Here is a 26,093-nt window from a genome sequence, read left to right as displayed (position 1 = left end):
TTTTAATACGAATTGCCTACGTTACCGCCTCTAGAAACAATTATTGTTGCTTCTTCGGATTCAGGTTTATTGGTAATTTCGTTTATTTTTTCCGTTGCTTTCTTTATAGTAAATGTTTTTACTTTGGCATCTTCTCTATAAAAATATATTCCATTTCCTAAGAGAATTTTAAAATACTTGTTTTTGTCAATAGGATTATCGGTTGGTATCAACCATCCTTTCTTAATTGATTCATAGGTAAACAACCAATTTTCGTTCATCAAAGATTCTTCCGTCAATTCGGTTAAAAGACCCTCTGTACTGACTGTTAAGTTAATAAGTCCTCTACTTTTTAAATCCATTGCGACTAGCATTGATACATAATCATTAGAAGCAAAAATCCGTTCTGCCATTTTATTTTTTATTTTGATATTAAACTCAACACATATCCAAAGTGCCCAAGCCACTTCATAATTATGACCTTTAGGCAAATGAATATCAATTAGTCTTTCGATAATTTTTTTAATTTTTCTTTTTGAAATTCGACTAATATTGGATGCCAAAATTTCAGTTACTACTGGTAAAGTTCTTGGTTCAGTTATTCCAATTTTTAGTATAAGTGATTCGTAAGTGTCCCAGTTTTCTTCAAATAATTGTAAATATTTGAGGACTTGAATTGAGAAAAGCAATACGGAATCTTTTGGATTCTCATTTGAATAAATAAGAGAGAGACTTACAAACCTTTCAATATCTGTCAATTGAGAGTTTGCTTTTTTTCTAAAGGTAAATGAACCCAACTCAATTGACCATTTACTGTCGAAAGAAAAAGGTGCTTTAGATATTTTTGTTTTTTCTTCATTAATATCAAGTTGATATTCTGTAAGTAGTGATTGGATAAATTTGAATGCTTTTTCAGCATCAGCATAACTATCACAATAAAGATAGTAATCATCTATAAATCTATAGGATTGTACATTTTTCAACTTTGATTGAACTTGCTGGTCCATTAAACAAGTCATTATTTCTGCTATTACTAATGAAGTATCTGGACCAATTGGAATACCTACTGTTTGACCAGAGTTGAGATTTCTTAAATCTTTATCTAAAGCGTTTCCAAGCATTGTCATGTCAGTTCGATTTGCTTTTGCTATTGGTTTAGTATGAATTAACCAAGGAATAGAATGTGTATAAATTGTTCTGTAAAATCTTGAAACATCAGTTTTTACTTCATATAGATTAGCAAACGATTCATTTGAACGTCTTCTTTTAAATTCATTAAAGTTGTGTTTGGAAATTAATGCTCTATTATTTTTAGGGTCAATAATCGGTAAACTTGAAGAAATAGTTGATTGTTTAAATATTTCATCAATTTCAGTCCACCTATCAGCAATAGTTGAAGTTAGTTTAGATTGATGAAGTGGATTTGGAATATTTATAATCCGTCTTGATAATTGCACTTTAGGAATTGAAAAAACAACCCATTTAGAATCTGAATATTTTAAACGTTCTGCTTTTTGAAAAGAACTTGATATAGAATTCCATTGTGCTTTAATAGTGTCTATTTTATCAGAAAATAATTTACTTTCAAATGGTGGTGGAAGTTCTTTTGGAAAGTATCCCAATTTTAGCAGTTCTTTTTCTATCATTAATGATGTTTCCTTTTTTGATATAACCATTTATTCAAGGAACATTATATCCAAAATAATATATAAATACATTATTAAAATATTAAAATCTACTCTTAATAATGAATTTGTTTACAAATCACCCCTCATCATATTCTTCTTAGTCCTACTAGTAGCCACAGCCTCAAAAGGATTCAAAGGCCAATAGTGTTTTTTGTACTTTGAAAACAGCTCTTTTCTTACCTCATCATATGAGTTTTCCCAGAAGCTTTTTAAGTCATTTGTTATTTGTATTGGTCTTAGTCCTGGGCTTAGAAGATGTATTTGTAGAGCAATACTATTATTTAGTATTTTTGGTGTTTCATTTAGTCCAAACATTTCTTGTATTTTTACGGCTAAGATTGGATTTTTTGGGTTTGAGTAATCTATTTTTATATTTGAGCCACTTGGAACTTTTATACTATTTGGAGCTTGTGTATCTAAATATTGTTGTTTTTCCCATGGGATTATCACAAGCAAGATAGAATACATATCTAAGGCTTCTAGTTCTTTTACTGTTGTGATATTTTGTAGATATGGCTCTAACCAAAGTTCTAATGTTTCTAGTAAAGCTTCGTTTGTGAATAGTGGAAATTCCTTATTCATATTTTCATTTATGAAGTTCACCCTATTTTGTAACTCTATTACTTTTGAACTCCAAGTTAGAAGTTCTAAGCCCTCTTTTTTTATCAAGTCTAAAAGAAGTTTTGAGAAGTCATGATTTGCTTCATTTGATATTGCTCTTGAGTATAGTTCTAATTCATAGAAATAGTAGTGTTCTTTTATATCAAATTTTTTATTCTCTTTATTGTAAGTGATTGATTCTTTTTTTTGAATATATGATTCAAACTCTTTTTCTATTGTTTGCAAAGATATCTTTAGGGCTTGGTTTATATATGAGTCTTTTGTTTGTGCATTTAGATTTGCTATTACTAAAAAATCTTCATTAAATAGTGAATCTTCTATATTTAGAATTGCGCCTTTGCCGTTGCTTAGTTTATACTTATTGTCATTTTTTCCTCTTTGTTTTGCAAGTCTATCTGGATATGCTAAAAGAAGTAATATGCTTAGATTTTCTTCATCTATTTTTCTTGTATTTTTATTTATGGTTTCAATGCTTTTTAATTTGTTATAAAAAAACTCTGCTTGTTTTAAAACATTTTTTGCGTTGTGTGAACTTATATATGCACTATTGAAATCTTTTTCATACAGATGTAAAAACCTTGAATATATATCACAGTTAAAACTCATATTTTTAAATATGTCTTTTTCACTCAACATTGCACTTAAAAGAGAAGCTTCATAGGCAAAGCCTAAGTCATTAGCTTTTAATATCATAAAAGCAAATCTTGGATGAACACCTAAACTTAAGGCTTTTTTACCAAAGTTTGTTATTTGATTTTCTTCATTTAGCATTTGAAGTTCTTTAAGTATTAGCTTCGTGCTATTTTGTACAGCTTCAATAGGATAATCCAAAAACTTAAACTCTTTTATATCTTCATAACCCCATAAAGATAAATCTAAAAAAAATGAACTTAAATCAGTTCTTAGAATCTCTGCTTTACTTGACTTTTCTAATATTTTACTTTTATGCCAAAGTTTATAGCACTTTCCATTACTCAGTCTTCCTGCTCGCCCTGCTCTTTGGATTGCCGAATCATTTGAGATAAATGATAGTTCTAAATGGTCCATACCATTTGAGTAGTTATATCGTGATATTTTTTCTAAACCTGAATCAATCACGACTTTTACACCCTCTATTGTCAAAGATGTTTGCGCGATATTTGTCGAGAGGATTATTTTTCTTTTGTTTGATTTACTTATTGCTTTGTCTTGTTTTTCTTTACTTAGTGTTGAGAATAAAGGAAGAACTTCTATATCCTTACCTTTTAAACTCTCCTCTAGTAAAACTTGAAGTCTTTGTATCTCACGTGAGCCTGCTAAAAAAACCAAAATATCTCCATCATCTTCTTTGATAGCTTTTAGTGTAGTATTTAAAAGAAGTGTATTTATACTTTTACTATCTGGTTGTTTTATATTTGCTTCAAGATATATATTTTCAACATCATAAATTTTTCCTTGTGAAGTTACAACTGGCACATCTCCTAAAAGATTCTTTAGTTCACGTGAGTCAAGAGTTGCAGACATAATCAAAAGTTTTAAATCTGCTCTTAAAAGTTCTTGTACTTGAACACAAAGAGCAAGGGATAAATCAGTATGAATACTTCTTTCATGAAACTCATCAAAAATCACCATAGTAACATCTTCCAAAGCTTGGTCATTTTGCAGTTTTCGCACAAGTATTGCTTCTGTTACAACAAGTAGTTTTGTATTTTTTGAATAACAGCTATCCATTTTAACCTGATAACCTACACTTTGCCCTACTTCTTCACCAAGAAGTTTAGCCATTTGAACAGCCACCATTCGAGCAGCTACTCTTCGTGGTTCTAGCATGATGATAATTTTATCTTCAAGCCAAGGCTGGCTTAGCAAAGATATAGGAACTACAGTACTTTTTCCAGCTCCAGGAGGAGCTTCAAGTATAAGTGTTGAGTTTGTATTTAGTGTGGTTTTAATATCTTCTAAGACATCATGTATTGGTAGTTTTTTCATGTAGCTTATTATACTTATTAAAAAAGTATATTTTTTATTCGCCTGTGTATTGTGCTTGGAAAAATGATGGCATGATATTCATAGCAAAAGGATATTCTTCTAAGATTCTATTCATTACGTCATATACAACTGTTGCATCCTCTGAAGCATATTTTATTTGCCCATCAGATAAATCTGTATTTTCCCAATTTGATCTTGATATATTTTTTGATTTTTGTAATTTTTCATTTAAAATAATTAAAGCAGCTTTTTTAGCTCCAATTTGATTTACCGATGATAATTTTTTAAATACATTTTCAAGATCTATTGTTGATTTTAGTCTTAGATTAAACTGTTTAAAAAGAGCTTCATTGTCACCTTTTAATCCTGTTCCTATTTTTATTACTTTATCATCTTCCAAAAGTTTTATAAGAGGTATTAGATTTTTTATTTGTTTTATTTGAATAAGATAACATTTACTAGCTGTTGCTAACTGAACAAGACAAATACCATGAGATGTTTCGCCTTTTTTAAATGTTGGCTTTTGTTCACTATCAAAACCTATAAAAGGAGTTAGAGAAATTTCGTTCATTGATTTTTCTAATTGCTCTGAAGTATTGATAATTTCAATTGTTCTATTGCCAATAGTGTAAGGAACTTGTAAATCACTTTCAATACTATTATCCATTAAATTAAAAAGTTTTATCAATGATTTTAATTCATAAGAACCTTTTTCAAAAATATCTTTAAGAACATTTTCCACTTCATTTTCAAAATCATCTTCACAAAAACTTCGAATTAGATTTAATCTATCTTGATTAGAAATCACATTTATAATTTTAATTTTAAACTCCTATTATTTTTTAATTTTTTGCTTTAAAAGATTTTAAAAACTTGTTTTATTTCTTCCAGATCTTTTTGAATCATAAAGTAAATTATCAAGTCTCTTTAAAAGATTTTCCAATAATTCATCATCGTTTTTTTGTACTACAGAAAGACTTATTGTAATAGATCCTACTGCAATAAACTCATTTTTTTCTATTAATATTCTTAACTTTTCTGCAAGTTTAACAGCAGCATCCAAATCAATTTCTGGTGTTAGAATAAGAAACTCTTCTCCACCCCAACGTATAAGATAATCACTTTCTCTTATGCTATTTTTTATTAAATTACACATTAAAACAAGAACATCATCTCCAACTAAATGCCCATGGGTGTCATTAATTTTTTTGAAAAAATCAATATCAAGCATAATCATAGATAAAGGCTTATTATATCTATTACATCTTTTTATTTCAACACTATAAATCGATTCAAAACCATTTCTATTGTAAGTTTTAGTCAAATTATCATATATATGTTTATTTTCTATTCTTCTCATAAAAAAAGCTACAACTAAAGATATGAAAAAAATCAAAACAATTACATATAAAAGAATTTCATAAATTTTTAATGTTTTTTCATATTTAGTTTGATCAAATAGTATTGAATAAATTATTTTTGCATTTGAAAAGATGGGACTTTTTTCAATAAAATATACTTCATAAAATATATTATTGTCCTTTTTTATAATATTTTCAATAGGATTATCTAAATTTAATTTAGATAATTTATCTCCTTGAACAATTCTATGTTCTAGCTCTTGTAAAGATGGTTTTAGTCCCTTATACTTTTTAAAGTAAAAGTCAGCAGTAAATTGTTCATCTTCTAAATATAAATAGGCCGTTAAATCTTTTATATTTTTATATTTATCTACTTTTTTGTGTAATTGACTTAAAACATCATCAAAACCTTCATAAGTATAACTTAACTGTAATATCTTTTTATCATTAGGAGCATTAAGATAAGTATCTGAAAAGCTAAAAAACTTATTTGTACTAGGTTCAATAGTAGGAGCTGAAGTACCAATTATTTTGTTCTTTTTATGTTTTTCAAAAGTACCTTTTGCAAATGATAAATTAAATCCCATATCATTTTTAAATGTAGTATTTTTTATTACTAGATTATCATCTGAAATATAAATATTATATTTATTATCTTTATCATTAATTTTATTATAAATTTCTTGTAAATCAATATTTAATGGATCATTTTGTTTATTAATATAATCTAATACAATTTCATGTTTTTGTTTTAATATTTCTTTTTGTTTTTCATATTTATATAAAACTGTTGTAAGTATATTTGAAGTGTCTCTTTGTATTGTATTAAAGATAATTTCTTGTTCTAACTTATTTGAAATAATTAAATTATTCTTTAGAAAAAGTATACTAATAAATGATAATACAGCAAAGAAGAAAAGACTTAATCCTATATAAGTTGATAAGTTGAATTTATTTAATATTTTAATCATACTTGATATTGTAGCTATCAATTACTTACATATAAATTTTGAAAAAATAATAGAATTAGCTAAAAGTAAAAAGATAAAATAGTTGTATTATATTTAGAATATATTAATCAAATTTTTTAATTAACATTTTCTCTTCTTCCAAAGTAAGATAACGCCATTTACCCATTTCAATATTAAGTGTAAAATCACCAATACTAACACGAGTCAATTCTAAAACTTTTAAAGGTGTTCCAAACTTAGGATCTTTTAAAGCACCAAAAAGGCGACGAATGTGTCTGTTCTTTCCCTCTTCCAATTCAACTCTAAGTTTTGTTTTTGCTCCACCTTGACCTATTTTATCAACTTTTGCTTTTAATAAACCATGAATACTTTGTACACCTTTTTCAGCTTCAATAATATGTTCGTCTGTTACATAACCTCTAACCCAAACTTCATATATTTTTGTGCAGTTTCCAGGTTTAGTTAAAGCATCATTGATTTTTCCATTTGTAGTAAATAACAAAAGCCCCTTAGATTCTAAGTCCAAACGACCAATAGGCATCCAAGCGTCTTCAAAAGCCCAATCAGGTAAAAGATTGTAAACTGTTTTTCGTCCAAGGTCATCAGATCTTGTAACTAAATAGCCTTTTGGTTTATTTAGTGCTAATAGTTTTTTTGAATCGTTTGTTGTTGGGTTCATAAAAGGATTTCCTTAGTTATTTTGTTTAGCTTTTAAATTAAAATTAATGCCAATATAAATTCTAAGGACAGAATATTTAAGTATATTTATCTTTTTTTATTTTAGGTTTCGTTTTTTATTTTTATAAGTATTTTCATTCTATCATAAAACTCTTCATCTAAAGACTAAATCATTCATTAACGCTTTTGTTTTATAATATCTAGAACAATAAAGGATTTTTATGAACAGTTATTTAGAAGTTTTACAAGATAAAGCAAAAAAAATCGGCGCAGATATAGAAATGTGTGGTTTTGATAAAGAGTGTATTACAAATGTAATCGCAAAAAAAGTTCGATCAAATTTAGAACATGAAGATTTATCTGTTATCAAAGAAAAAGCTATTATTATTGAAGCTAATATTTCTGTGAATAATGCAGATAAATCTTCTATTCTTGATGCCATAGAAGAAAAAATCAAAGAAGTTTTAGAAAAAGAAAATGAACTTTTCACAAGCATCGAACTGCAAAAAGACTTTATGCCTTTGGATTTAGGGTAAGCATAAAATAACTTGTGCTAGTTAAGACTATTTATAAAATTTCTTATTTGTGGATTTTTAATCTTTTTTACATTTCATTCCCCATTTAAAACCGACATTACAGTTGATCTACTAGTATTTAGTTCACTTGTTATTTTTGATATATTTAAATCGCCATTTTCATTGTAATAATTTTCATCATCTAACATTTTTAATATCATATCTTTTTTATCAAGTATTTCTTGGGATGTTTGTCTAGTCTCAAAAGTCAAATCTTCATCACTCATCGTTTTAAGGGCTTCTAAATCCCTTTTTATTGTAGGAAGTGTTACTTTTAATTCCTTTGCTAAATCTTTTGGATCTTCAATACCTCTTAAAATCAAATCTCTTATTGCTATTCTTCTTGTTTTAATTTTACGTCTACGATGATAAGAGATTTTCATTATTATTTGTGTCCATAATCTTTTTATTTTTATTATTCATACCCATTAATCATTCAATTTTATCATAAAGTTCATTATTTCCACTTTCTATAATATAAGCTTAAGAAGATATAATTTTCAATACAAAAATAAATGGTCTTAATAATTGACCTAAAAAATGGAAAAAATAATGAAATTAAAAAAATGGATATATATAGCAATACTTTTAGTGATATTTTATTACGCATTTATCGCAAACTTTTTTATAACACTTTCAATTCTTATTTCTTTATATGTAGCATTTAAACTTTATAGATTTTATGCTAGAAGGAAATTGAATAAATTGACAGCTTCAAAAGAGTTATTTGCAAAAAGTGAACTAGGACTTTTTGTAGCGCTTGTAGCAAAAGTTGCAAAAGCAGATGGAAGAGTTCAAGAATTAGAAGCTCAACTTATTGGTATTATGTTTGATGATATTTCTAAACTTTTTAATGAAAAAGAAAAAGCAAGAGCTATTTTAAAAGAAATTTTCAATGAAGAGAAACAAAAAGATAATGATACAAAACAAATCGCGCAAGACTTAAACAAATTACTAAGTCGAAGTATGCTTAAACGTAGACAGTTTTTAGGTTTTTTAATTCAATTAGCCTTTATAGATGGCGGTATTAGCCAAGATGAAAAGAAAGTTCTACATGATATTATGCAAGAGTTAAATATTCCATCTAGTGTATATGATGATATTGTAAATAAATTTGAAAATATGATGAAAAACAAACAACAAACCATGAGTTCAAAAGAAGCCTATGAGATTTTAGGTGTAAAAGAAAGTGATGATATGGACACAATTAAAAAAGCATATAGACAACTTATTCGAAAATACCATCCTGATATCATAAGTTCACAAAATAAAGATGAATCTTATATGGAAAAAGCAACTTCTAAAACACAAGAAATAAATCAAGCTTATCAAGTTATAAAAGATGAGAAAAAATAGACTTTTGAAGTCTACTTTTTCAAATAATGATTAGATAGTTTATTTGATATTATGATTGATATTTTTCGCCTGCAGCTGCTGTAAATGTCATTTCAACCAATAAAGTTGGATCTATTAATTCAGCTTTTATACAAGCTCTACTTGGTGCACAATCTTGTGGAAACCATGAATCCCAAACATCATTTAACACATCCATATTTGCAAAATCTGTTACATAAATAGTAACGGCTAAGATTCTTGATTTATCACTATCAACTAAAGACAAACTAGCTTCTGCTTGATTAAATATTTGTTCTACTTGACCTTTTATATCAGCGCTTGTATCTGTATCTGCCACTTCTGTGAAAGTTGCAATTCCATTAAAAACTGTAACATCTGACCATCTTTTACATGGGTTTATTCTATGAATTTTCATTGATTATTTTCCTTGGTGAATAAGTTATATATTTTGATAATGACTGATTCTATCCAAAACTACTTTAAATCTATAAGACTAAATATTTATAAAAGTTCCAATTCAAAGGGCTCAATATGAGCGTTGTATTGTTTGAAATTATTTATAAAATATAAGTAATGTTCACTTTCATAATGTTTATTTAAAGCTTCTTCATTTTCCCATGAGTCAATTACAATAAATTCAACAGGATTATTCTTTGTTTGAAAAACTTCATATATCAAACATCCCTCTTCTTCTTTAGAATCTTTAATAGTCGATTTAAGTAAAGCTTTTAATTCCTCTATACAATCTCTTTTTGCTAAAAATATTATCTGTCTTGTTATTGCCATAATTATCACTTTTGTTAGTATTTTTTTATTCTAGTTAATAGTAGCTTTATTTTAAATCAATGATTGACATTTTTACTCACAAAAGATATACTTAGGATATACATCAAGGAGTTAAAATGACTGCTAAAATTTCAAAATGGGGCAATTCACAAGGTCTTAGAATGCCAAAAGATATTATGGAAAGTTTACATCTTCAGGTGGGAGATGATTTAAATATAACTATCATAGATGGGAAAGTAATTCTAGAACCAATTAAAAAAGATATTTTAAATTATGATTTAAATGAACTGATTTCAAAAATACCAACTAACTACAAAGCTAGTGAAGAGTTTGATACAACCTTAGGTAAAGAAGAATGGTAAAAAAATACATTCCTCAAAAAGGTGATTTAGTAATACTTACTTTTGACCCATCATCAGGACATGAACAAAAAGGACGAAGACCAGCACTTATTATAAGTAATGAAGTTTTTAATAAAGCCCTAGGTTTAGCAATAGCTTGTCCAATTACAAATACAGATAGAGATTTCCCTTTTCATGTAAAACTAGAAGCCAAAAATCTCAAAGGTTTTATAATGACCGAACAAATCAAATCAATAGACTTTAATGCAAGAAAAGTAAAGTTTGTCGAAAAAGTAGATGAAGATACACTAAATCAGGTTTTGGGGATTACTAAGAGTATAATTTTTTAAATATCAAAAAAGGTGCCTCTCACTTTTTTTCTCACATTACTTTTTATCTTCATTTTCACTCTTCCAAATAGCTTTTTTTCTTGCATAAAAAATTTTAAAAATTAAAAAAACTGCTAAAGCCCAAAATATAAAAGTTACTTGAGAAAAAGATGTTTGGTGATGAATTGAAATTAAATCACTAATTTCCTTTTCATTGGCTGCATTTTTTATAGCTTGTGAGTATGAATAGTCCATCATAAATGCTATAGGAAAACCTAATATTGATATTAAAAACCAAACTAACTTTTCCATAAAATTTATATAAGGTGCTGACAAAATTTTAACAATAGGGAGAACAATAAAGATAATTGCAAGAAATATACCAATTAAAATACCTATACCATTCACATTTTTCTCCAACTCATTATAAAAATCATTAAAATCTCGAATAAAGCTGTAGATTTTAGCTTCAGACAAGGAAAAGAAGAAAATCAACGATTGAGCATACAATAAGTATGTGATTGAGTTGATTTTCTTATTTGACGCAGTATCAAGTTAAAAGATACTGCTTTATTTTATTCCCACTCAATAGTTGCTGGTGGTTTTGAGCTTATATCATAAACTACTCTGTTTATTCCATCAACTTCGTTAATAATTCTTCTAGAAATTGTTTCTAGTATATCATGTGGAATATGTGCAAAAGTTGCTGTCATTCCATCTGTTGCTTCTACTATTCTTACACAAACTGTGTTGTCATAAGTTCTGTTATCACCCATAACTCCAACTGATTTTACGTTTAATAAAACTGTAAATGCTTGCCATGTTTTGTCATAATAACCTGTTGATCTTAAAACATCTAACATGATAGTATCAGCTTCTCTTAGGATTTCTAAATCAGGTTTATTTACATCTCCCATGATTCTAATAGCAAGTCCAGGTCCAGGGAAGGGATGTCTTCCTATCATATCTTTTGGAAGTCCTAATTCAAGTCCTAAAAGTCTTACTTCATCTTTGAAAATCTCTCTTAGAGGTTCGATTAATTCAAATTTCATCCAATCTGGTAATCCACCAACATTATGGTGAGATTTGATTGTTTTTGAAGGCCCTTTTACTGAAACTGATTCGATAACATCAGTATATAAAGTACCTTGTGCTAAAAATTCAATACCATCATGTTTTTTTGCTTCTTTATCAAATACTTCAATAAATGTAGCTCCGATAATTTTTCTTTTTGTTTCAGGATCTGTTACACCTGCTAGTTTAGATAAGAACTCTTCACTTGCATCAACAGTGATTAATTTTACACCTCGTGATGCGAACATAGCTTGAACTTGTTCTCTTTCATTTGCTCTTAATAATCCATTATCAACAAATACAGGAATAACTTGTTTACCAATAGCTTCTGCTAAAAGTGTAGCTACAACAGAGCTATCAACTCCACCTGAAACTCCACATAGTACTTTTTTATTTCCTACTTGGTCTTGTATCTTTTTGATTTGTTCTTTTGCGAAAGAACCCATATTCCAAGTTGATTCACAACCACAAATATGTTTTGCAAAGTTTTTAAGTAGTTTTGCACCTTCTGCTGAATGATAAACTTCAGGGTGAAATTGAAATGCATAAACATTTCTATCTGTATTTGCAATAGCTGCAAATGGTGAGTTTTCACTTGTTGCGATTTTTTCAAATCCTGAAGGAATTTTTTCTACTCTATCACCATGTGACATCCAAACTGTTTGACCGTCTGTTGTGTCTTTAAAAATTGGATTTTCAACTTCAAATTTTAATTTTGCTTTTCCATATTCATGGTGATCAGCTGGAATTACAGATCCACCAAAATGTTGAGAAATTAATTGCATACCATAACAAATACCTAAAATTGGAAGTCCAAGTTCAAATATTGTTGCATCTGGGTGGTATGAATCTTCAGCATATACAGAAGCAGGTCCTCCTGAAAGAATAATTCCTTTTGGAGTTCTAGCCATAATATCTTCGATACTTTCACTATAAGGTACTATTTCAGAATAAACCCCTGACTCTCTAAGTTTTCTAGCAATGATTTGAGTATATTGACTACCGAAATCTAATACTACGATTGGTACATGTTTCATATATTGTTTTCCTTCATATTTCAAGCTTTTGTATTTGAATATTACAAATTTTAATCTGGTATTTTATCTAAGAACTTGTAAAAAACTGGTTAAATAAAAAAATAGACATAAAAAAAGGTTACTAGGTAAAACCTAATAACCTTTTTAATTATAAATATAAGTTTTACTAGTGTGAAATACCTAAAACTTCATATTGTAAATACCATACACTACAAGAAACAATATAACCAAGTAATATCGTCCAAGCATATTTCATATGTGAACCAAAAGTATAAATACCATGTAATTTACCCATAACTCCAACACCAGCAGCACTTCCAAATGAAATTAATGAACCACCAACTCCAGCTGTTAAAGTAACTAACATCCATTGATCAAGTCCCATTGTAGGATTTGCTTTAAGAATTGCAGACATTACAGGAACATTATCAACAATCGCTGATAAAAAACCAACTCCAATATTTGACCATGTTGGACCTAAAACATTTGGATCATATACAATAGCAGCTAATGCTAACCATCCAACAAAGTATAAAGCACCAACTGCTGCTAAAATACCAAAGAAGAACATTAATGTATTGTTTTCAATTTTAGCCATTGAATGGAAAATGTTGAAATGATCATGTCCATACTTTTTCTTTAAACCGTAAGCATAAACTTTTACTAATGATAAACCAAACATCATACCCCACATTGCAGGTAAATGTAAAACTTGATGAGACATAACCGCACAGAAAATAGTAAATACTCCAAGAGCCATTACAACTTTTGCACCTTCATGCATTTTAGGTTTAACTTCTTTTGTAGCATCAAAATCAGGAACAACATTTGGAACAAATTTAGATAGTAAAAACGCAGTTATTAAATATCCTAAAATTGCCGATGGGAATAAGAATAAAAAGTCAGTAAATACACCTTTTCCTGCTGTCCATGCCATAAGTGTAGTAATATCACCAAATGGAGACCAAGCACCACCTGCATTTGCAGCAACAACGATATTAATAGCACCTGGTACTAAGAAATCTTTTCTTGTTTTTTCAATAGTAATTAAAACAGTTGATAAAATAAGTGCAGTTGTTAAGTTATCAGCAATTGGTGAAATAAAGAATGCTAAGATACCAGTAACCCAAAATAACTTTCTATACGTATAACCTTTTGAAATAAGATTATATTTTAAAGTATCAAATACTCCCATATGTAATAATGACTCAATATAAGTCATTGCAACAAATAAGAAGAAGAAGATTTCAGCAATCTCTAAAATCAAATGTTGTGCTTGAGTATGAACTAAATCCATATCTAAACCATTTAATGAATAGTAAAGTGCCACTAACATAAACATAAACGTACCAATAAATAAAGCAGGTTTTGCTTTATCAATAGCATATTTTTCCTCAGCAGCTACAAAATAATACCCAACAACAAATATAAGTAAAGTTGCAAAACCAACCCATGTCATAGTTAAGTCAGGTATTTCTGTCGTACTTGCAGAACTAGCAAATAAAGACAATGAACCCAGCAGTAAAGTCATAATAACTTTTAACATTAATTCTCCTTAATATAATGTGCGCCAAGAGATTTTTTTCTCCCTAACGCAGAACTTAAAATAGATTTTGCCGTAAGTAGCCTTAAATAAAGTAATCTTCCAACACCCATTTTTAAATAGTTTTCTATAGTTTCTAAAGATTTTCTCAAATTTTCAGGGTCTCTTACAATAGAGGCATGAGTCCACATGATTTCTCTTAGATTGTCTTTTATATTTTTATCTATCTCTTTATTTCTTATATAATTAATAATTTTTTTATCATATTTTTCTATATTTATTTTAAAATCATTTTCTAATGAATCTTCAACAGCAATTTGAGAAAATACCAAACCTTCAAGTAAAGAATTAGATGCTAATCTATTTGCACCATGAACACCTGTACATGCAACTTCACCTATTGCATAAAGATTTTTCATACCTTTTACTTTTGCATCTAAAGAAGTTTCAATTCCACCCATTGAGTAATGAAATGCAGGACTAATAGGAACTCTCTCAAATGGTAAATCATAACCCAAGTCTTTTAGATTTGCATAAATATTTGGAAATCGTTTTTTAAAAGCTTTTTTTTCAAAAGTTTCAAATGATAAGTATATTCCTAAGCCAGTTTTTTTATTGTAATCAAATATTGAACGACTAACCACATCTCTTGGAGCTAGTTCTCCATCTTCATGATAATCAAATAAAAATCTGTAATTATTTTCATCTACAATATGAGCACCCTCACCTCGTAAAGCTTCACTTAAAAGAGGTTTCCTTGCAAAGGTAGTTCCTTTTACAACTGTTGGATGAAATTGCATCATTTCCATATCTTTTAAAGGAAGATTTTTTTCAGCAATTATTCCTTGAACTTCTCCTGCATTTGCAGTTGAATTTGTATGGTATCTATAAATAGAACCTACTCCACCGCTTGCTATTATTGTAGTATGAGCAAAGGCTACTTTTTGCTCACTTTCGCTGATAAAATATTGAACACCATAACAAATATCATCTTTTATAAGTAAATCACAAACTACAGATTCAGTTACAATTGCATGTTCACATTGCTCAAGTAAGAATAAATGCATTATTCTACCTGTTGCATCACCATCTGCATGTAAAATTCTATTTCTACTATGTGCTGCTTCTTTTGTAAAAGATAGTTTTCCTTCTTCATTTTTATCAAATTTCATTCCAGCATCTATTAAATTTTTAATAGCAGTAATTGATTTTTTACTTAAAAGTTCAACTGCTTCTTTATCATTATAATCAACACCTGCTGTTAATGTATCTTTTATATGTGCTGGAATATCAGATTCATCAACTGCTGTTGCTATTCCACCTTGTGCCCAAAAAGTGTTGCAATTCCATGTTGACATTTTACATAGAATTAAAACTCTTTTATTTTTTGGTATTAATCTTGCTGCATTTAACCCAGCAACACCTGTTCCTATAATTATATAATCATAAATCATTATTTTGAAACTTCTTGATTGCTTTGAACTGCTGAAGAATCAGGTGAAAGATAAATTGGATTATCTTTATAACCACAACCACTGAATGATAATATAAAACCTGCTATAATTAGCGTATGAAAAAAATTAATGAAATACTTAGTCATCTTAAAAATAATCCTGAATTCAGTAAGATTAATACATCTTTTTTAATTATGAAGTTCATAGATGTTCTTCCTTTGAAATTAAAAAAAGGGGTAAAATTTGGGTATATTAAAAACCAAACCTTATATTTTGTATTAACCCATCCTGTTTATAAAATGGAATTCGAGTATAACAAAGCAGATATAAAATCATTATTAAAAAAATTCAAGATTGCAAATGTTGAAGATATAGGCTTTTTTGTAACTAATATTATTGAAAAAAAAGAGACTAAAAAAACAGATGAACCCTTATATAAAGAGCGTTCTTATGGGATATTTGAAAATAAAGCAAAGGATGAAAAGCTATTTAAAAAATTTGAAAAAATAAGAGATATTATAAAAAATTCTTAAACAATTTTTCTACTTCTTTATAATTAGGACAATAAACTGCTACTAAATTCCAAAAATCCTTTGAATGATTCTTATGTTTAATATGAGATAGTTCGTGAACAATCACATATTCCATAACTTCTATTGGAAATTTCATCAATAAAATATTGAAATTTAATCCATTTTTATGATTACAAGAGCCCCATGTTCTTTTGTTTTTTCTATAAGAAATTGAAGTAGGAAATAAATTCATTTTTTTTGAGAATTCATCTACTTTTTGAGGCAATATCTTTTCTATTTCACCTCTATAAAAAGTATCAATATTTTTTATTTTATAATTTTCATATTTTTTTTTCTCACCCAAAAGCAAAAACTCATCATCATTTAGTGATTTTTTTGACATTTTTTGTATAGATGATTCAATCCACTCTTTTTTTCTATTTATCAAATCTTTTGCATCAAAAATTGTAAAATATTTATTTGCTCGAATTTGTATTAAATCAGCTTTTAAAATACGCAAATAACAATGTTTTATATTTTTTTTATTTTCTAATTTTACTGTTACAATTGTTTTATTAATTTCTATTTGAAAGCTCAAACTATTCCTTAAGTAATTTTTTGTTAAAATCCGAGACTATTATATCAAAAAATATAGTAATAATTTTATTGAGGAAGATGATAATGAAAATTGCGAACAGAATGGAGAACTTGTCTCCATCGGTTACTATGGCAATTACTGCCTTAGCAAGAGAGCTAAAAGCTCAGGGTAAAGATATACTAAGTTTTAGTGCTGGAGAGCCAGATTTTGACACTCCTGAAATCATTAAGCAAGCAGCTATTAAAGCTATTAATGATGGTCAAACTAAATATACAGCAGTAGAAGGTATCATCGCTACCAAGCAAGCAATTATTAATAAATTAAAAAAAGATCATAATTTAGATTATAAATTAGATAATATTCTTATAAGTAATGGAGCAAAACACTCATTATTTAACCTATTTCAAGTTTTAGTTGAAGAAGGTGATGAAGTTATTATTCCAGCACCATATTGGGTAACATATCCTGAACAAGTTAAGTTCTCAGATGGTGTGCCAGTATTTATTGATACAGACGATTCTACGGAATTCAAGATTACACCAGAGCAATTAAAAGCTGTAATTACGCCAAAAACAAAAATTTTACTTTTAAATACTCCTTCAAATCCTACAGGATCTGTTTATACTAAAGAAGAATTAACAGCTCTTGGAAAAGTTTTAGAAGGTACTGATATTATAGTTTTATCAGATGAAATGTATGAAAAAATTATTTATAATGGTAAAAAATTTACAGCTGCTGCTGAAGTATCTGAAGATATGTTCAAAAGAACTGTAACAATCAACGGTTTAAGTAAAGCAGTTGCAATGACTGGATGGAGATTTGGATATCTTGCAAGTCCTGATGTTAAACTTGTAAAAGCATTAACTAAGCTTCAAGGTCAAGTTACTTCAAATATCAACACTATGACTCAATATGCAGCTATTCCTGCTCTTGAGGGTGATGCTGATGCAGATATTGAAATGATGAGAGCCGCGTTTGAAGAAAGAAAAAACATAGTTGTTAAATCTTTTAATGAAATTAAAGGACTTTCAACTATCGATCCTGATGGTGCATTTTACGCTTTTGTTAATATCAAAGACGTAACAAATGATTCTATGAAATTTTGTGCTGATTTATTAGAACAAAAAGGTGTAGCATTAGTTCCTGGACTTGCATTTGGAACTGAAGGTTATGTAAGATTCTCATTTGCTACAGATTTAGCAACTATTCAAGAGGGAATCAAAAGAATTAAAGAGTTTGTAGAAAACAAATAATGACTCCACAAAAAAAAGCTACCGTTGTATCTTCAAGTGTTGCAGCGGTACTTACTCTAATGAAACTTGTAATCGGAATCGCTAGCGGTTCCGTTGCAGTACTTGCATCTGCTGTTGATTCTGTTTTAGATATGTTTGTATCTATTTTTAACTATTTTGCTATTTCAAATTCTGAAAAACCAGCTGACAAAACTTTTAATTATGGTCGAGGAAAAATTGAAGCTCTTGCTTCAGTAATTGAAGGTACTATTATTACTATTTCTGGTTTATTCTTACTTTATCAAGCTATTACTAAAGCTATAGATGGTTCAGTTTCACAATACTTAGATATTTCTATTTATGTGATGATTATGTCTTTGATAATAACTGTTTCTCTTGTTGTATACTTAAATGGTGTTGCCAAAAGAACTAATTCAATGGTAATTAAAGCAGATGCCCTACACTATAAAACAGACGTTTTTAGTAATGTAGCTGTTTTATCATCTTTATTACTTGTAACATTTACAGGATATGAAATTATCGATGTATTTGTTGGTGGTGGAATTGCATTATATATTATTTACTCAGCTTATGAACTGATTCATGATGGTGTTTTAGTTCTATTAGATAGAGCAGTTGATTCAGAACTTGTTTCTAAAATTGAAGAAATAATAAAAGAAAACAATAAAGTAAATGCCTATCATTTACTAAAAACAAGAGAAGCTGCCAATCAAACTTTTGTTGAAGTTCATTTAGTTTTTGATTGTATTATAACTTTGATGGAAGCCCATAGAGCAAGTGATTCAATAGAAAATAAAATTAAAAAGTTAGATAAAAAAAGAGATTGGATTATAAATATTCATATGGATCCATATGATGATTTTAAAATAAATGATATGAATCATTAGATCTTATAAATAATCACTATATAAGCTATTTTAGTTATAATTTATTTATTATAACTAAAGGTTTTTTATGAATTATATAAAAATTTTAGGCGCTAGTGGAAGCAAAGCAAAAGACCTAAATACCACTTCTTTTCAAATATATAAAGATATTGTCATTGATGCAGGAAATGTTCTAAATGCATTAGGTGATGAAGCAAAAGATATAAATCATGTTTTTTTAACACATTCTCATGCTGATCATATTACTGATTTACCATTTATTATAGAAACTTTTTTTGAGAATCGAGAGACCCCTCTTACTATTTATGCATTAGAAGAAACAATTGAAGTACTAAAAAAACACTCGTTTAATGATGTTATTTGGCCCGATTTTACAAAAATAAAATTACTAAGAAAAGATGCCTTTTCACTAATTTTAAAACCTATAAAACTTGATGAAATTATAAAAATCCATAATTATTCAATAAAAGCCATCAAAGCAAATCATATATCAGGAGCTTGTGGTTTTGTAATTAAAAAAAATCACCAAGGTTTTGTAATAAGTGGAGACACACATATAAACCCTCACATATGGGAAGAAATAAATAATGATGAAGAAATTAGATCATTAATAATAGAGTGTTCTTATCCAGATAAATTACAAGAATTAGCAAAACTAACAAAACATTTAACTCCTGAATTAATAGCTAATGAACTTGAAAAATTAACAAGAAAAAATTTATCAGTTTTTTATTATCATTTAAAACCTAGCTACAATAAAGAATTATTAAAAGATATAAAAAAGCATAAATTACTTACTTACAATGGTAAAATATTAAAAGAAGGTGATGTAATTCATATTGAAACGGGAAGTATTGAAAGTACTGTTTTAAGTGAACATAAATTTGAAGAAATAATGAAGATTAATCTTGCTTTTAGTTCACAACATGATAAAAATATACTTCTTGAAGATATATTAACACTAACTAGAAATTTAACAAATGCAGATGCTGGAACATTATATATAAAATCAAAAGATGAAAAATATTTAAGCTTTAAAGTTGTGCATAATAATACTTTAAATATAAAAATGGGTGGGACAAAAAACAATCTCAATTGGCCTGATTTACCAATTTTTGAAGAAAATGGCAAAACAAACAATGAAATGGTTGCTGTTGTTTGTGCCAATGAAAAAAGAATTATTAATATTCCTGATGTTTATAAAACAACTAAATACCAATTTGATGGAACAAAGGATTTTGATAAAAGTACCTCTTATCATTCAAAATCAATGTTAGTAATACCATTAATTAATCATGATAATGAAGTTATAGGAGTTTTACAACTTATCAATAAAATAAAAAATGGTGAAATCATAAACTTTAATAAATTGGACGAAAAAGTAATTATCTCCCTTGCATCACAAGCAGCAATGGCTTTAACAAATATGCAATTAATTACTAGTTTAGAAGATTTTATAGATGCATTTGTAACAACTATTGCAAAAGCAATTGATACAAAATCACCATACACAAGTGACCATATAGGAAAAGTTGAAGAAATTGCTTTATTAGTTGCTAAAGCTATTAGCGATGACAATACAATTTATAAGAAAATTAAATATAGTGAAAATGACTATAAACAATTATCACTTGCTGCATGGATGCATGACATTGGAAAAATTTCAATGCCTGAACATATAATAGACAAGGCAACAAAACTTGAAAAAATATTTGATAGAATTCATTTAATAGAACAAAGATTTGAAGTTATAAAACTAAATAAAGAAATAGAATATCTAAAAAATCAAACTCCAAGAACTGAGTATGAAAATTTTACAAATGAGATAAATAATGATATTGAATTTATAAAAAGAATAAACTTTGGTGGAGAGTTTATGAGTGATGAAGATATCCAAAAACTGGAAAATATTTCAAGAAAAGTCTATATTAAAAATGATGGAGAAATTATATCTTTCATAAGTGAAGATGAGTTTTATAATCTATCAATTAAAAAAGGTACTTTAACTAAAGAAGAAATTGAAATAATCAGAAATCATGCTAAACTTTCACTTGATATGATTTCAGGATTGCCTTTCCCTAAAAAATATAAAGATGTATTAAATATAGCTTGTAATCACCATGAAAAACTAAACGGTTTAGGATATCCCAGAGGTCTTAAAGCTGAAGAAATTAGCTTAGAAGATAGAATAATGATTTTAGCTGATATATTTGAAGCTTTAACTGCATCTGCTAGACCTTATAAAGATGCAATGAAATTATCAAAAGTAAAAGATATTTTATCATCAATGGCAAATAAGGGTGAACTTGACAAAGAATTAATAGATTTTTTCTTTAATCACAAAATATTACATGAATATTCAAAAAATGAATTAAAATCTTATCAGTTAGATTTAGAATAATAAAATCATGTTAAGAAAGAATTATAAATTTATTATAATTGCACTATTAATTAGCTCTTTTATTAGTTCAGTATATATATACGTTCCAAAACTTCCATCTTCTATAGATTCAAGACTCAGAGATTTCATGTTTAATTTAAGAGGTGAGATTAAACCCAAAAATGATAGTGTTGTAATTGTAGACATAGATGAAAAATCTCTTCAAAACTTAGGTCAATGGCCTTGGCCTAGAGATATTTTGTCAAAAATTTTATATAACTTAACAAAAGCAGAAGTAGCAGTAATTGGATTAGATATCGTTTTTGCAGAAGAAGACAGAACCTCTCCTCATAAAATACTTAAGAAACTTGAGATTCAAAAAGAAAATATTCCAAATTTTGACTTAGAATTTGCACAAGCTATTGCAAATACTCCCACTATTCTTGGATATCAATTTGAATTTACAGACAAAAAATTTATAAATAAAAATGCTCCTTCAATTCAAACAATATTTATTGAAAAGAATAAAAAAATGGGAAAAAATTATCTAATAACAGCACAAGGAACTATTTTAAATATTCCAATACTGCAAGATAATTCTTATTCTTCTGGCTTTTTTAATAACATACCTGATGATACAGGAATTATTAGAAGCATTCCGCTGATAATCTCATATGAGGATGAAATATATCCGTCCTTAAGTCTTGAAGCCTTAAGAATAGGATTAGGTGTGAGTAAAATATATATAAACTATGACGAAAATGGAATTGCAAATCTTCAAGTAGGTGATTTTATAATTCCAACAGATAGACATGGTAGATTATTAATTAATTTTAGAGGAAAAGAAAAAACATTTAAATATATATCTGCATTTGATATTTATAATGATAGTTTTGACAAAGAAGATATTACAAATAAAATCGTACTTATAGGAACTTCAGCAGCAGCACTTATGGACTTAAGAGCAACACCTTTTGAATCTGTATTTCCAGGGGTTGAAATTCATGCAAATGCCATTGATAATATTATAGCTCAAGACTTTTTATATAAGGCATCTTGGATTGAAGGTTTAAATATAATTATAATTTTTATTTTGTCTATTTTTACTTTTTTCATGATAAAAAAGATGCCTATTTGGTTGACACCTTTTTTTATACTAGGATTAATATTTGCTGTATGTTATTCTATATATTATTTATTATTTAATGTAGGTATTGTATTAAATATTTTATTCCCTTTATTTACTATTGTTACTAATGGAATAATTAGTTTACTTATTGGATATTTTTATGAAATAAAAAGAAAAGAAGAGATAAAAAATAAATTTGCTTCAAAAGTTTCAAAAAATGTAATGGAAGAGTTAATTAAAGATTTAGATAACAATAAACTACAAGCTCAAAATAAAGAAGTAAGCATTTTCTTTAGTGATATTAGAGGGTTTACAAATATTTCAGAAAAAATAGATAAACCAGATCTTTTAGTTAAATATTTAAACCAATATATGACTCCAATGAGTGAAATAATTATTAAAAATAATGGAACAATAGATAAATATATAGGTGACTCAATAATGGCTTATTGGAATGCTCCTTTTGATATAGACAATCATGCTGATAAAGCAGTAATTAGTGCTTTAGAACAGTTAGAAGAATTAAAAAAATTAAACATTATTTTAAAAAATTTAAATCAACCCAAAATAGATATAGGAATTGGAATAACAACAGGTATTGTAACAGTTGGAGAAATAGGAAGTATAGGAAGAAGTGATTATACAATTATTGGAGATAATGTAAATTTAGGTTCTAGAATAGAATCATTATGTAAATTTTATGGATGTAATTTAATAATATCTGAAAATACAAAAGAGCAATTAAAAGAAAAATATATCTTTAGGTATTTAGACTTTATAAAAGTAAAAGGTAAAGATATACCTATTAAAATTTGGGAAGTTATATCTTTAGAAAATAATAAAACAAAAGAATTATTTAAAGAATTAGAAAAATATAATCAAGCTATAATTTTATATAAAAATTCAAACTTTAAAGAGGCAATGATTATTTTTGAAGAACTTAAAAATTCAAAATCACCATTATCAAAAGAAATCTATGAAATTTATATAAATAGATGCAATGAATTTATTTTAAATCCTATTCTAGACTTTGATTATATTTATGAGCATAATAGTAAAAATTAAGATTTTTACTTAGCTTTAAATTCAACTTCATCTATTGTTATTGCTTCTTTCTGACTAAATGTTTCTAAACTTAAATCACTACCTTTAATATTTAAATCTTTATCCACAAATTCTAAATTTCCAGTTACATTTTTAGGATCTGTTGTTCCACTTATCTTATAGAATAAATTAATTTTATTTGAGTTATCAATATTTCCAGTTATAAATTTATTATAGCTTTTATTGTTATTTCCTGTGGTTATTTCAATTTCTCCAGTAACAGGACTATTATCCCTTGCTTTTCCAAAATCTATAGATAAATCAAAAGATGCATTTGAAGTATCAAAAGAGCTTAAACCATTTGTTTTTTCATCAATTTTTCCACTTAATGTCGTTGCTGAATAATTTACAATATGCGATGTACTAAAAGCATTATTTACAGAATCACTTATTGTTTTTTGGACAATTGGGTCAACAACTGATGATGTATCATCTTCTAAATTCTTTTTTTCTAACAATTGATCATATTTTCTATCAACTTTGTTAGTATAAAGAGATGATGTTACTTCATTAATATTTTGTGTATCATTTTTTTCTATACTAACTTTATTTGTAGTTAAATTTATAACTAGAGATTCACCAACATTTAAAATAGTTGTATTATTTGTTTCATTTATGGTAACAATAATTGTTCCTTGAGTACACATAATTCTTTCTTTTTGGGCTTCTAATTGAAGTAAAATCTCTGTTCCTCTTATTCCTATAGATGCAGTTTTTGTTTGAATTTTAAAACTATCAGGATTTAGTTTTCCTATTTTTCCAGTGATAACTTTAAACGTTCCATTTAAAAAATTCATCTTTAAAGTAGAGTCCTTTTCTTCATTTAGTAAATATTCATCCATTTTAAATATTGAATTTTCTCCTACTGTAATCACTGTTTCATCATTTAACAAAAGTTGAGTTCGAGAATCATTTAAAGTTGTAATTTGATCATTTTCTAAGACTTTATCTTTTAATAGTAATTCTTGTATTTTAGATTCTCTTTCAAGTTTTACATCACCTTTTAAAGCTACTACTTGACCTATTTGTGCAAAAACTGTAGTTGATAAAAACATTAATAGAAATAGACTTTTATTTAATATTATTATTCTTTTTACCATTTAAATCCCTTTATGTAAGTTAGACCAATATTTCTTGTATTTGTATCATATAAAGCATGATTTGAGTCATTATCTTCATAAGAAATATAAAGATTTAAAAATCCAAATGATTTTAAATCTTTTTTTAATTCAATTTTATATTCTTTTAGTGAGTCTTTTCTTCTACTATTAAAAGCAAAACTTTCATCATCATAATTAGTTAATTTATATTTAAAGCTAGGTTCTACTGATAAATCATTTTGAATATTTATATCATAAGATAAAATATTTTCTAAAGATATTTTATCAATATCGGCTCTCTCAGATGTAAAAGCAAGATCTTTATAAAATTTAAGTGAATAATCAAAGCCTAAAATATCAAATGTTCTAAATCTAGCTTGATATTTTGTATAGTTTTTCTCATCAAAAGAATCATCCCTATAAAAAAATCTATATGCACTTGAATCAAAAGCATACCTATCAAAGAAATATCCCATTTCTAATCCTACAGCATCAAAGTAATCTTGTGAATTAGTATTCCCTGGTTGATATCTATCAAAGGAAGGTCCCATAAAAAATAAAGAATTTTTATTAACTATTTGAAAACTTGGTTTATAAGAATATAACTCAAAATTTTCAGTTTTTTCATTCATAAATGTTCTATTAAAATATGTAATACTATTTTTTATTCTAAAAAAATCATAATTTTCAAAGCGATTAGTAAGAGTAAGATTTACTAATTGAGTATGATAAGTATCCATAACTTTTGAATCGCCCTGCTCTCCTAAATAAGTAAAGTCAGGCAAGATATATTTACTATTTGGAGCATTGTTTGCATTATCAGTTCTATTTAAAGAAAGTAAAAAAACCGCTTCTAATGTATATGATTTTTCATTGTTTTTAATAATATTTAAATATGCATTAATCTCTTTTCTTAGATTATCTGAAATATTTTCTTCTAATAATTTTTTCATATTATAAATTGCCATCTCTTTATTTTTTACAATATAAAAAAGTTTTGCTTGTTCAAATCTAATAATATGATTAGTAGGATCATTTATTAAAATTCTATCAAAAGCAGCATTTGCCAAACCATATTTTTCTAATTTAATGGCACTTTTTGCTAAATAATAGTTTATTTCAGAATTTTCAAGATTATTAAGAAATAGATTATTAAAGTGAGTATATGCATTAATATAATCTTTTTTATAATAGAAGTCTTTAGCAGGGTCTAAATTAACTAGCTCTAAATTTTTAGTTGTGTTTATAATATCATTTGCATACAGATTTGTTAAAAATAGTATTATTAAAAAATTATATTTCACTTACTCTCCTCGTTTACATTATTATATAATAATATTAATTTAAATAAAAGTATTATCTGTATAAA

The 26,093-nt window shown here is 27.1% G+C and carries 24 protein-coding genes; 9 read left to right on the top strand and 15 right to left on the bottom strand.

The genetic code is table 11. The features are described 5' to 3' along the window. Nucleotides 1-2: 2 nt before the first annotated feature. The 5 genes from AACT_RS06060 to AACT_RS06040 form a co-directional block, all read right to left on the bottom strand. Nucleotides 3-1,625 (bottom strand): RNA-directed DNA polymerase, encoded by a 1,623-nt coding sequence (locus tag AACT_RS06060; protein WP_172125934.1) that lies wholly within the window; start codon nt 1,623-1,625, stop codon nt 3-5. Between the two features lie 111 nt (nt 1,626-1,736). Next, nucleotides 1,737-4,256: an ATP-dependent helicase HrpB gene (hrpB, locus tag AACT_RS06055; RefSeq protein WP_172125932.1), complete on the bottom strand. Its 2,520-nt coding sequence runs from the start codon at nt 4,254-4,256 to the stop codon at nt 1,737-1,739. A 34-nt stretch (nt 4,257-4,290) separates the two neighbouring features. Beyond that, nucleotides 4,291-5,064 (bottom strand): 3'-5' exonuclease, encoded by a 774-nt coding sequence (locus AACT_RS06050; protein WP_172125930.1) that lies wholly within the window; start codon nt 5,062-5,064, stop codon nt 4,291-4,293. Between the two features lie 57 nt (nt 5,065-5,121). After that, nucleotides 5,122-6,588: a GGDEF domain-containing protein gene (locus tag AACT_RS06045; RefSeq protein WP_172125928.1), complete on the bottom strand. Its 1,467-nt coding sequence runs from the start codon at nt 6,586-6,588 to the stop codon at nt 5,122-5,124. 103 nt (nt 6,589-6,691) lie between these two features. Then, nucleotides 6,692-7,267, bottom strand: coding sequence for a pseudouridine synthase (locus AACT_RS06040; RefSeq protein ID WP_172125926.1), 576 nt, complete (start codon nt 7,265-7,267; stop codon nt 6,692-6,694). A 220-nt stretch (nt 7,268-7,487) separates the two neighbouring features. On the opposite strand from AACT_RS06040, the gene AACT_RS06035 reads away from it, so the two are divergent. Beyond that, nucleotides 7,488-7,802: a hypothetical protein gene (locus AACT_RS06035; protein WP_172125924.1), complete on the top strand. Its 315-nt coding sequence runs from the start codon at nt 7,488-7,490 to the stop codon at nt 7,800-7,802. Between the two features lie 74 nt (nt 7,803-7,876). On the opposite strand, the gene AACT_RS06030 is transcribed toward AACT_RS06035, so the two are convergent. Then, on the bottom strand, nt 7,877-8,224 hold the full coding sequence (locus AACT_RS06030) for a hypothetical protein (RefSeq protein ID WP_172125922.1): 348 nt from the start codon (nt 8,222-8,224) through the stop codon (nt 7,877-7,879). A gap of 169 nt (nt 8,225-8,393) precedes the next feature. On the opposite strand from AACT_RS06030, the gene AACT_RS06025 reads away from it, so the two are divergent. Continuing rightward, nucleotides 8,394-9,197 carry a DnaJ domain-containing protein gene (locus AACT_RS06025; protein ID WP_172125920.1) on the top strand — a complete coding sequence of 268 codons (804 nt, stop codon included), beginning with the start codon at nt 8,394-8,396 and terminating at the stop codon, nt 9,195-9,197. 49 nt (nt 9,198-9,246) lie between these two features. Here the strand turns inward: AACT_RS06025 and AACT_RS06020 are convergent, their stop codons facing one another. Together AACT_RS06020 and AACT_RS06015 are read right to left on the bottom strand one after the other, a co-directional pair. Further along, entirely contained in the window at nt 9,247-9,612 is a 366-nt protein-coding gene (locus tag AACT_RS06020) for a RidA family protein (RefSeq protein ID WP_172125918.1), read from the bottom strand. Nucleotides 9,613-9,698: 86 nt separating this feature from the next. Further along, nucleotides 9,699-9,983, bottom strand: a complete 285-nt coding sequence (locus tag AACT_RS06015) for a putative quinol monooxygenase (RefSeq protein WP_172125916.1) — start codon at nt 9,981-9,983, stop codon at nt 9,699-9,701. Nucleotides 9,984-10,099: 116 nt separating this feature from the next. Between AACT_RS06015 and AACT_RS06010 the strand changes: the two genes are divergently transcribed. Beyond that, nucleotides 10,100-10,345 carry an AbrB/MazE/SpoVT family DNA-binding domain-containing protein gene (locus tag AACT_RS06010; RefSeq protein WP_172125914.1) on the top strand — a complete coding sequence of 82 codons (246 nt, stop codon included), beginning with the start codon at nt 10,100-10,102 and terminating at the stop codon, nt 10,343-10,345. Further along, nucleotides 10,339-10,674 (top strand): type II toxin-antitoxin system PemK/MazF family toxin, encoded by a 336-nt coding sequence (locus AACT_RS06005; RefSeq protein WP_172125912.1) that lies wholly within the window; start codon nt 10,339-10,341, stop codon nt 10,672-10,674. Before AACT_RS06010 ends, AACT_RS06005 begins: the two co-directional genes overlap by 7 nt. A 36-nt stretch (nt 10,675-10,710) precedes the next feature. On the opposite strand, the gene AACT_RS06000 is transcribed toward AACT_RS06005, so the two are convergent. From AACT_RS06000 to AACT_RS05985, 4 genes are all read right to left on the bottom strand, one after another. After that, nucleotides 10,711-11,061: a hypothetical protein gene (locus tag AACT_RS06000; protein ID WP_172125910.1), complete on the bottom strand. Its 351-nt coding sequence runs from the start codon at nt 11,059-11,061 to the stop codon at nt 10,711-10,713. A gap of 167 nt (nt 11,062-11,228) precedes the next feature. Beyond that, complete coding sequence (guaA, locus tag AACT_RS05995) at nt 11,229-12,764, bottom strand: glutamine-hydrolyzing GMP synthase (protein ID WP_172125908.1); 1,536 nt, start codon at nt 12,762-12,764, stop codon at nt 11,229-11,231. 166 nt (nt 12,765-12,930) lie between these two features. Further along, nucleotides 12,931-14,310 carry a sodium:proton antiporter NhaD gene (nhaD, locus tag AACT_RS05990; protein ID WP_172125906.1) on the bottom strand — a complete coding sequence of 460 codons (1,380 nt, stop codon included), beginning with the start codon at nt 14,308-14,310 and terminating at the stop codon, nt 12,931-12,933. Then, nucleotides 14,310-15,761, bottom strand: a complete 1,452-nt coding sequence (locus AACT_RS05985) for an L-aspartate oxidase (protein WP_172125904.1) — start codon at nt 15,759-15,761, stop codon at nt 14,310-14,312. The genes nhaD and AACT_RS05985 overlap by 1 nt, the downstream gene beginning before the upstream one ends. A gap of 116 nt (nt 15,762-15,877) precedes the next feature. Here AACT_RS05985 and AACT_RS05980 point away from each other — a divergent pair, with 116 nt between their 5' ends. Then, entirely contained in the window at nt 15,878-16,294 is a 417-nt protein-coding gene (locus AACT_RS05980; protein ID WP_172125902.1) for a DciA family protein, read from the top strand. On the opposite strand, the gene AACT_RS05975 is transcribed toward AACT_RS05980, so the two are convergent. Then, entirely contained in the window at nt 16,278-16,871 is a 594-nt protein-coding gene (locus AACT_RS05975) for a M48 family metallopeptidase (protein WP_172125900.1), read from the bottom strand. The genes AACT_RS05980 and AACT_RS05975 overlap by 17 nt on opposite strands. A gap of 83 nt (nt 16,872-16,954) precedes the next feature. Between AACT_RS05975 and AACT_RS05970 the strand changes: the two genes are divergently transcribed. The 4 genes from AACT_RS05970 to AACT_RS05955 all read left to right on the top strand — a co-directional run bounded on the left by AACT_RS05970 (nt 16,955) and on the right by AACT_RS05955 (nt 23,585). After that, nucleotides 16,955-18,124, top strand: coding sequence for a pyridoxal phosphate-dependent aminotransferase (locus AACT_RS05970; protein WP_172125898.1), 1,170 nt, complete (start codon nt 16,955-16,957; stop codon nt 18,122-18,124). Next, entirely contained in the window at nt 18,124-19,011 is an 888-nt protein-coding gene (locus AACT_RS05965) for a cation diffusion facilitator family transporter (RefSeq protein ID WP_172125896.1), read from the top strand. The genes AACT_RS05970 and AACT_RS05965 overlap by 1 nt, the downstream gene beginning before the upstream one ends. A 67-nt stretch (nt 19,012-19,078) precedes the next feature. After that, nucleotides 19,079-21,412 carry an HD domain-containing phosphohydrolase gene (locus AACT_RS05960; RefSeq protein ID WP_172125894.1) on the top strand — a complete coding sequence of 778 codons (2,334 nt, stop codon included), beginning with the start codon at nt 19,079-19,081 and terminating at the stop codon, nt 21,410-21,412. A gap of 7 nt (nt 21,413-21,419) precedes the next feature. Next, nucleotides 21,420-23,585 carry a CHASE2 domain-containing protein gene (locus AACT_RS05955; RefSeq protein ID WP_172125892.1) on the top strand — a complete coding sequence of 722 codons (2,166 nt, stop codon included), beginning with the start codon at nt 21,420-21,422 and terminating at the stop codon, nt 23,583-23,585. A 5-nt stretch (nt 23,586-23,590) separates the two neighbouring features. Here the strand turns inward: AACT_RS05955 and AACT_RS05950 are convergent, their stop codons facing one another. Together AACT_RS05950 and AACT_RS05945 are read right to left on the bottom strand one after the other, a co-directional pair. Continuing rightward, complete coding sequence (locus tag AACT_RS05950) at nt 23,591-24,724, bottom strand: FecR family protein (RefSeq protein ID WP_172125890.1); 1,134 nt, start codon at nt 24,722-24,724, stop codon at nt 23,591-23,593. Beyond that, nucleotides 24,718-26,028: a hypothetical protein gene (locus tag AACT_RS05945; protein ID WP_172125888.1), complete on the bottom strand. Its 1,311-nt coding sequence runs from the start codon at nt 26,026-26,028 to the stop codon at nt 24,718-24,720. The genes AACT_RS05950 and AACT_RS05945 overlap by 7 nt, the downstream gene beginning before the upstream one ends. Nucleotides 26,029-26,093: the final 65 nt, after the last annotated feature.

It is taken from the genome of Arcobacter acticola, assembly GCF_013177675.1.
GTDB lineage: Bacteria > Campylobacterota > Campylobacteria > Campylobacterales > Arcobacteraceae > Aliarcobacter > Aliarcobacter acticola.
The sequence above is the reverse complement of the archived record's forward strand: the minus strand, read 5'-3'. Positions and strand labels throughout refer to the sequence as shown.

Excerpts from the sequence above, each read along its gene's own strand:
- AACT_RS06060 (WP_172125934.1), bottom strand. The coding sequence starts at position 1,625 with ATGATAGAAAAAGAACTGCTAAAATTGGGATACTTTCCAAAAGAACTT.
- hrpB (WP_172125932.1), bottom strand. The coding sequence starts at position 4,256 with ATGAAAAAACTACCAATACATGATGTCTTAGAAGATATTAAAACCACA.
- AACT_RS06045 (WP_172125928.1), bottom strand. The coding sequence starts at position 6,588 with ATGATTAAAATATTAAATAAATTCAACTTATCAACTTATATAGGATTA.
- AACT_RS06040 (WP_172125926.1), bottom strand. The coding sequence starts at position 7,267 with ATGAACCCAACAACAAACGATTCAAAAAAACTATTAGCACTAAATAAA.
- AACT_RS06035 (WP_172125924.1), top strand. The coding sequence starts at position 7,488 with ATGAACAGTTATTTAGAAGTTTTACAAGATAAAGCAAAAAAAATCGGC.
- AACT_RS06030 (WP_172125922.1), bottom strand. The coding sequence starts at position 8,224 with ATGAAAATCTCTTATCATCGTAGACGTAAAATTAAAACAAGAAGAATA.
- AACT_RS06025 (WP_172125920.1), top strand. The coding sequence starts at position 8,394 with ATGAAATTAAAAAAATGGATATATATAGCAATACTTTTAGTGATATTT.
- AACT_RS06020 (WP_172125918.1), bottom strand. The coding sequence starts at position 9,612 with ATGAAAATTCATAGAATAAACCCATGTAAAAGATGGTCAGATGTTACA.
- AACT_RS06015 (WP_172125916.1), bottom strand. The coding sequence starts at position 9,983 with ATGGCAATAACAAGACAGATAATATTTTTAGCAAAAAGAGATTGTATA.
- AACT_RS06010 (WP_172125914.1), top strand. The coding sequence starts at position 10,100 with ATGACTGCTAAAATTTCAAAATGGGGCAATTCACAAGGTCTTAGAATG.
- AACT_RS06005 (WP_172125912.1), top strand. The coding sequence starts at position 10,339 with ATGGTAAAAAAATACATTCCTCAAAAAGGTGATTTAGTAATACTTACT.
- guaA (WP_172125908.1), bottom strand. The coding sequence starts at position 12,764 with ATGAAACATGTACCAATCGTAGTATTAGATTTCGGTAGTCAATATACT.
- nhaD (WP_172125906.1), bottom strand. The coding sequence starts at position 14,310 with ATGTTAAAAGTTATTATGACTTTACTGCTGGGTTCATTGTCTTTATTT.
- AACT_RS05985 (WP_172125904.1), bottom strand. The coding sequence starts at position 15,761 with ATGATTTATGATTATATAATTATAGGAACAGGTGTTGCTGGGTTAAAT.
- AACT_RS05980 (WP_172125902.1), top strand. The coding sequence starts at position 15,878 with ATGAAAAAAATTAATGAAATACTTAGTCATCTTAAAAATAATCCTGAA.
- AACT_RS05970 (WP_172125898.1), top strand. The coding sequence starts at position 16,955 with ATGAAAATTGCGAACAGAATGGAGAACTTGTCTCCATCGGTTACTATG.
- AACT_RS05965 (WP_172125896.1), top strand. The coding sequence starts at position 18,124 with ATGACTCCACAAAAAAAAGCTACCGTTGTATCTTCAAGTGTTGCAGCG.
- AACT_RS05960 (WP_172125894.1), top strand. The coding sequence starts at position 19,079 with ATGAATTATATAAAAATTTTAGGCGCTAGTGGAAGCAAAGCAAAAGAC.
- AACT_RS05955 (WP_172125892.1), top strand. The coding sequence starts at position 21,420 with ATGTTAAGAAAGAATTATAAATTTATTATAATTGCACTATTAATTAGC.
- AACT_RS05950 (WP_172125890.1), bottom strand. The coding sequence starts at position 24,724 with ATGGTAAAAAGAATAATAATATTAAATAAAAGTCTATTTCTATTAATG.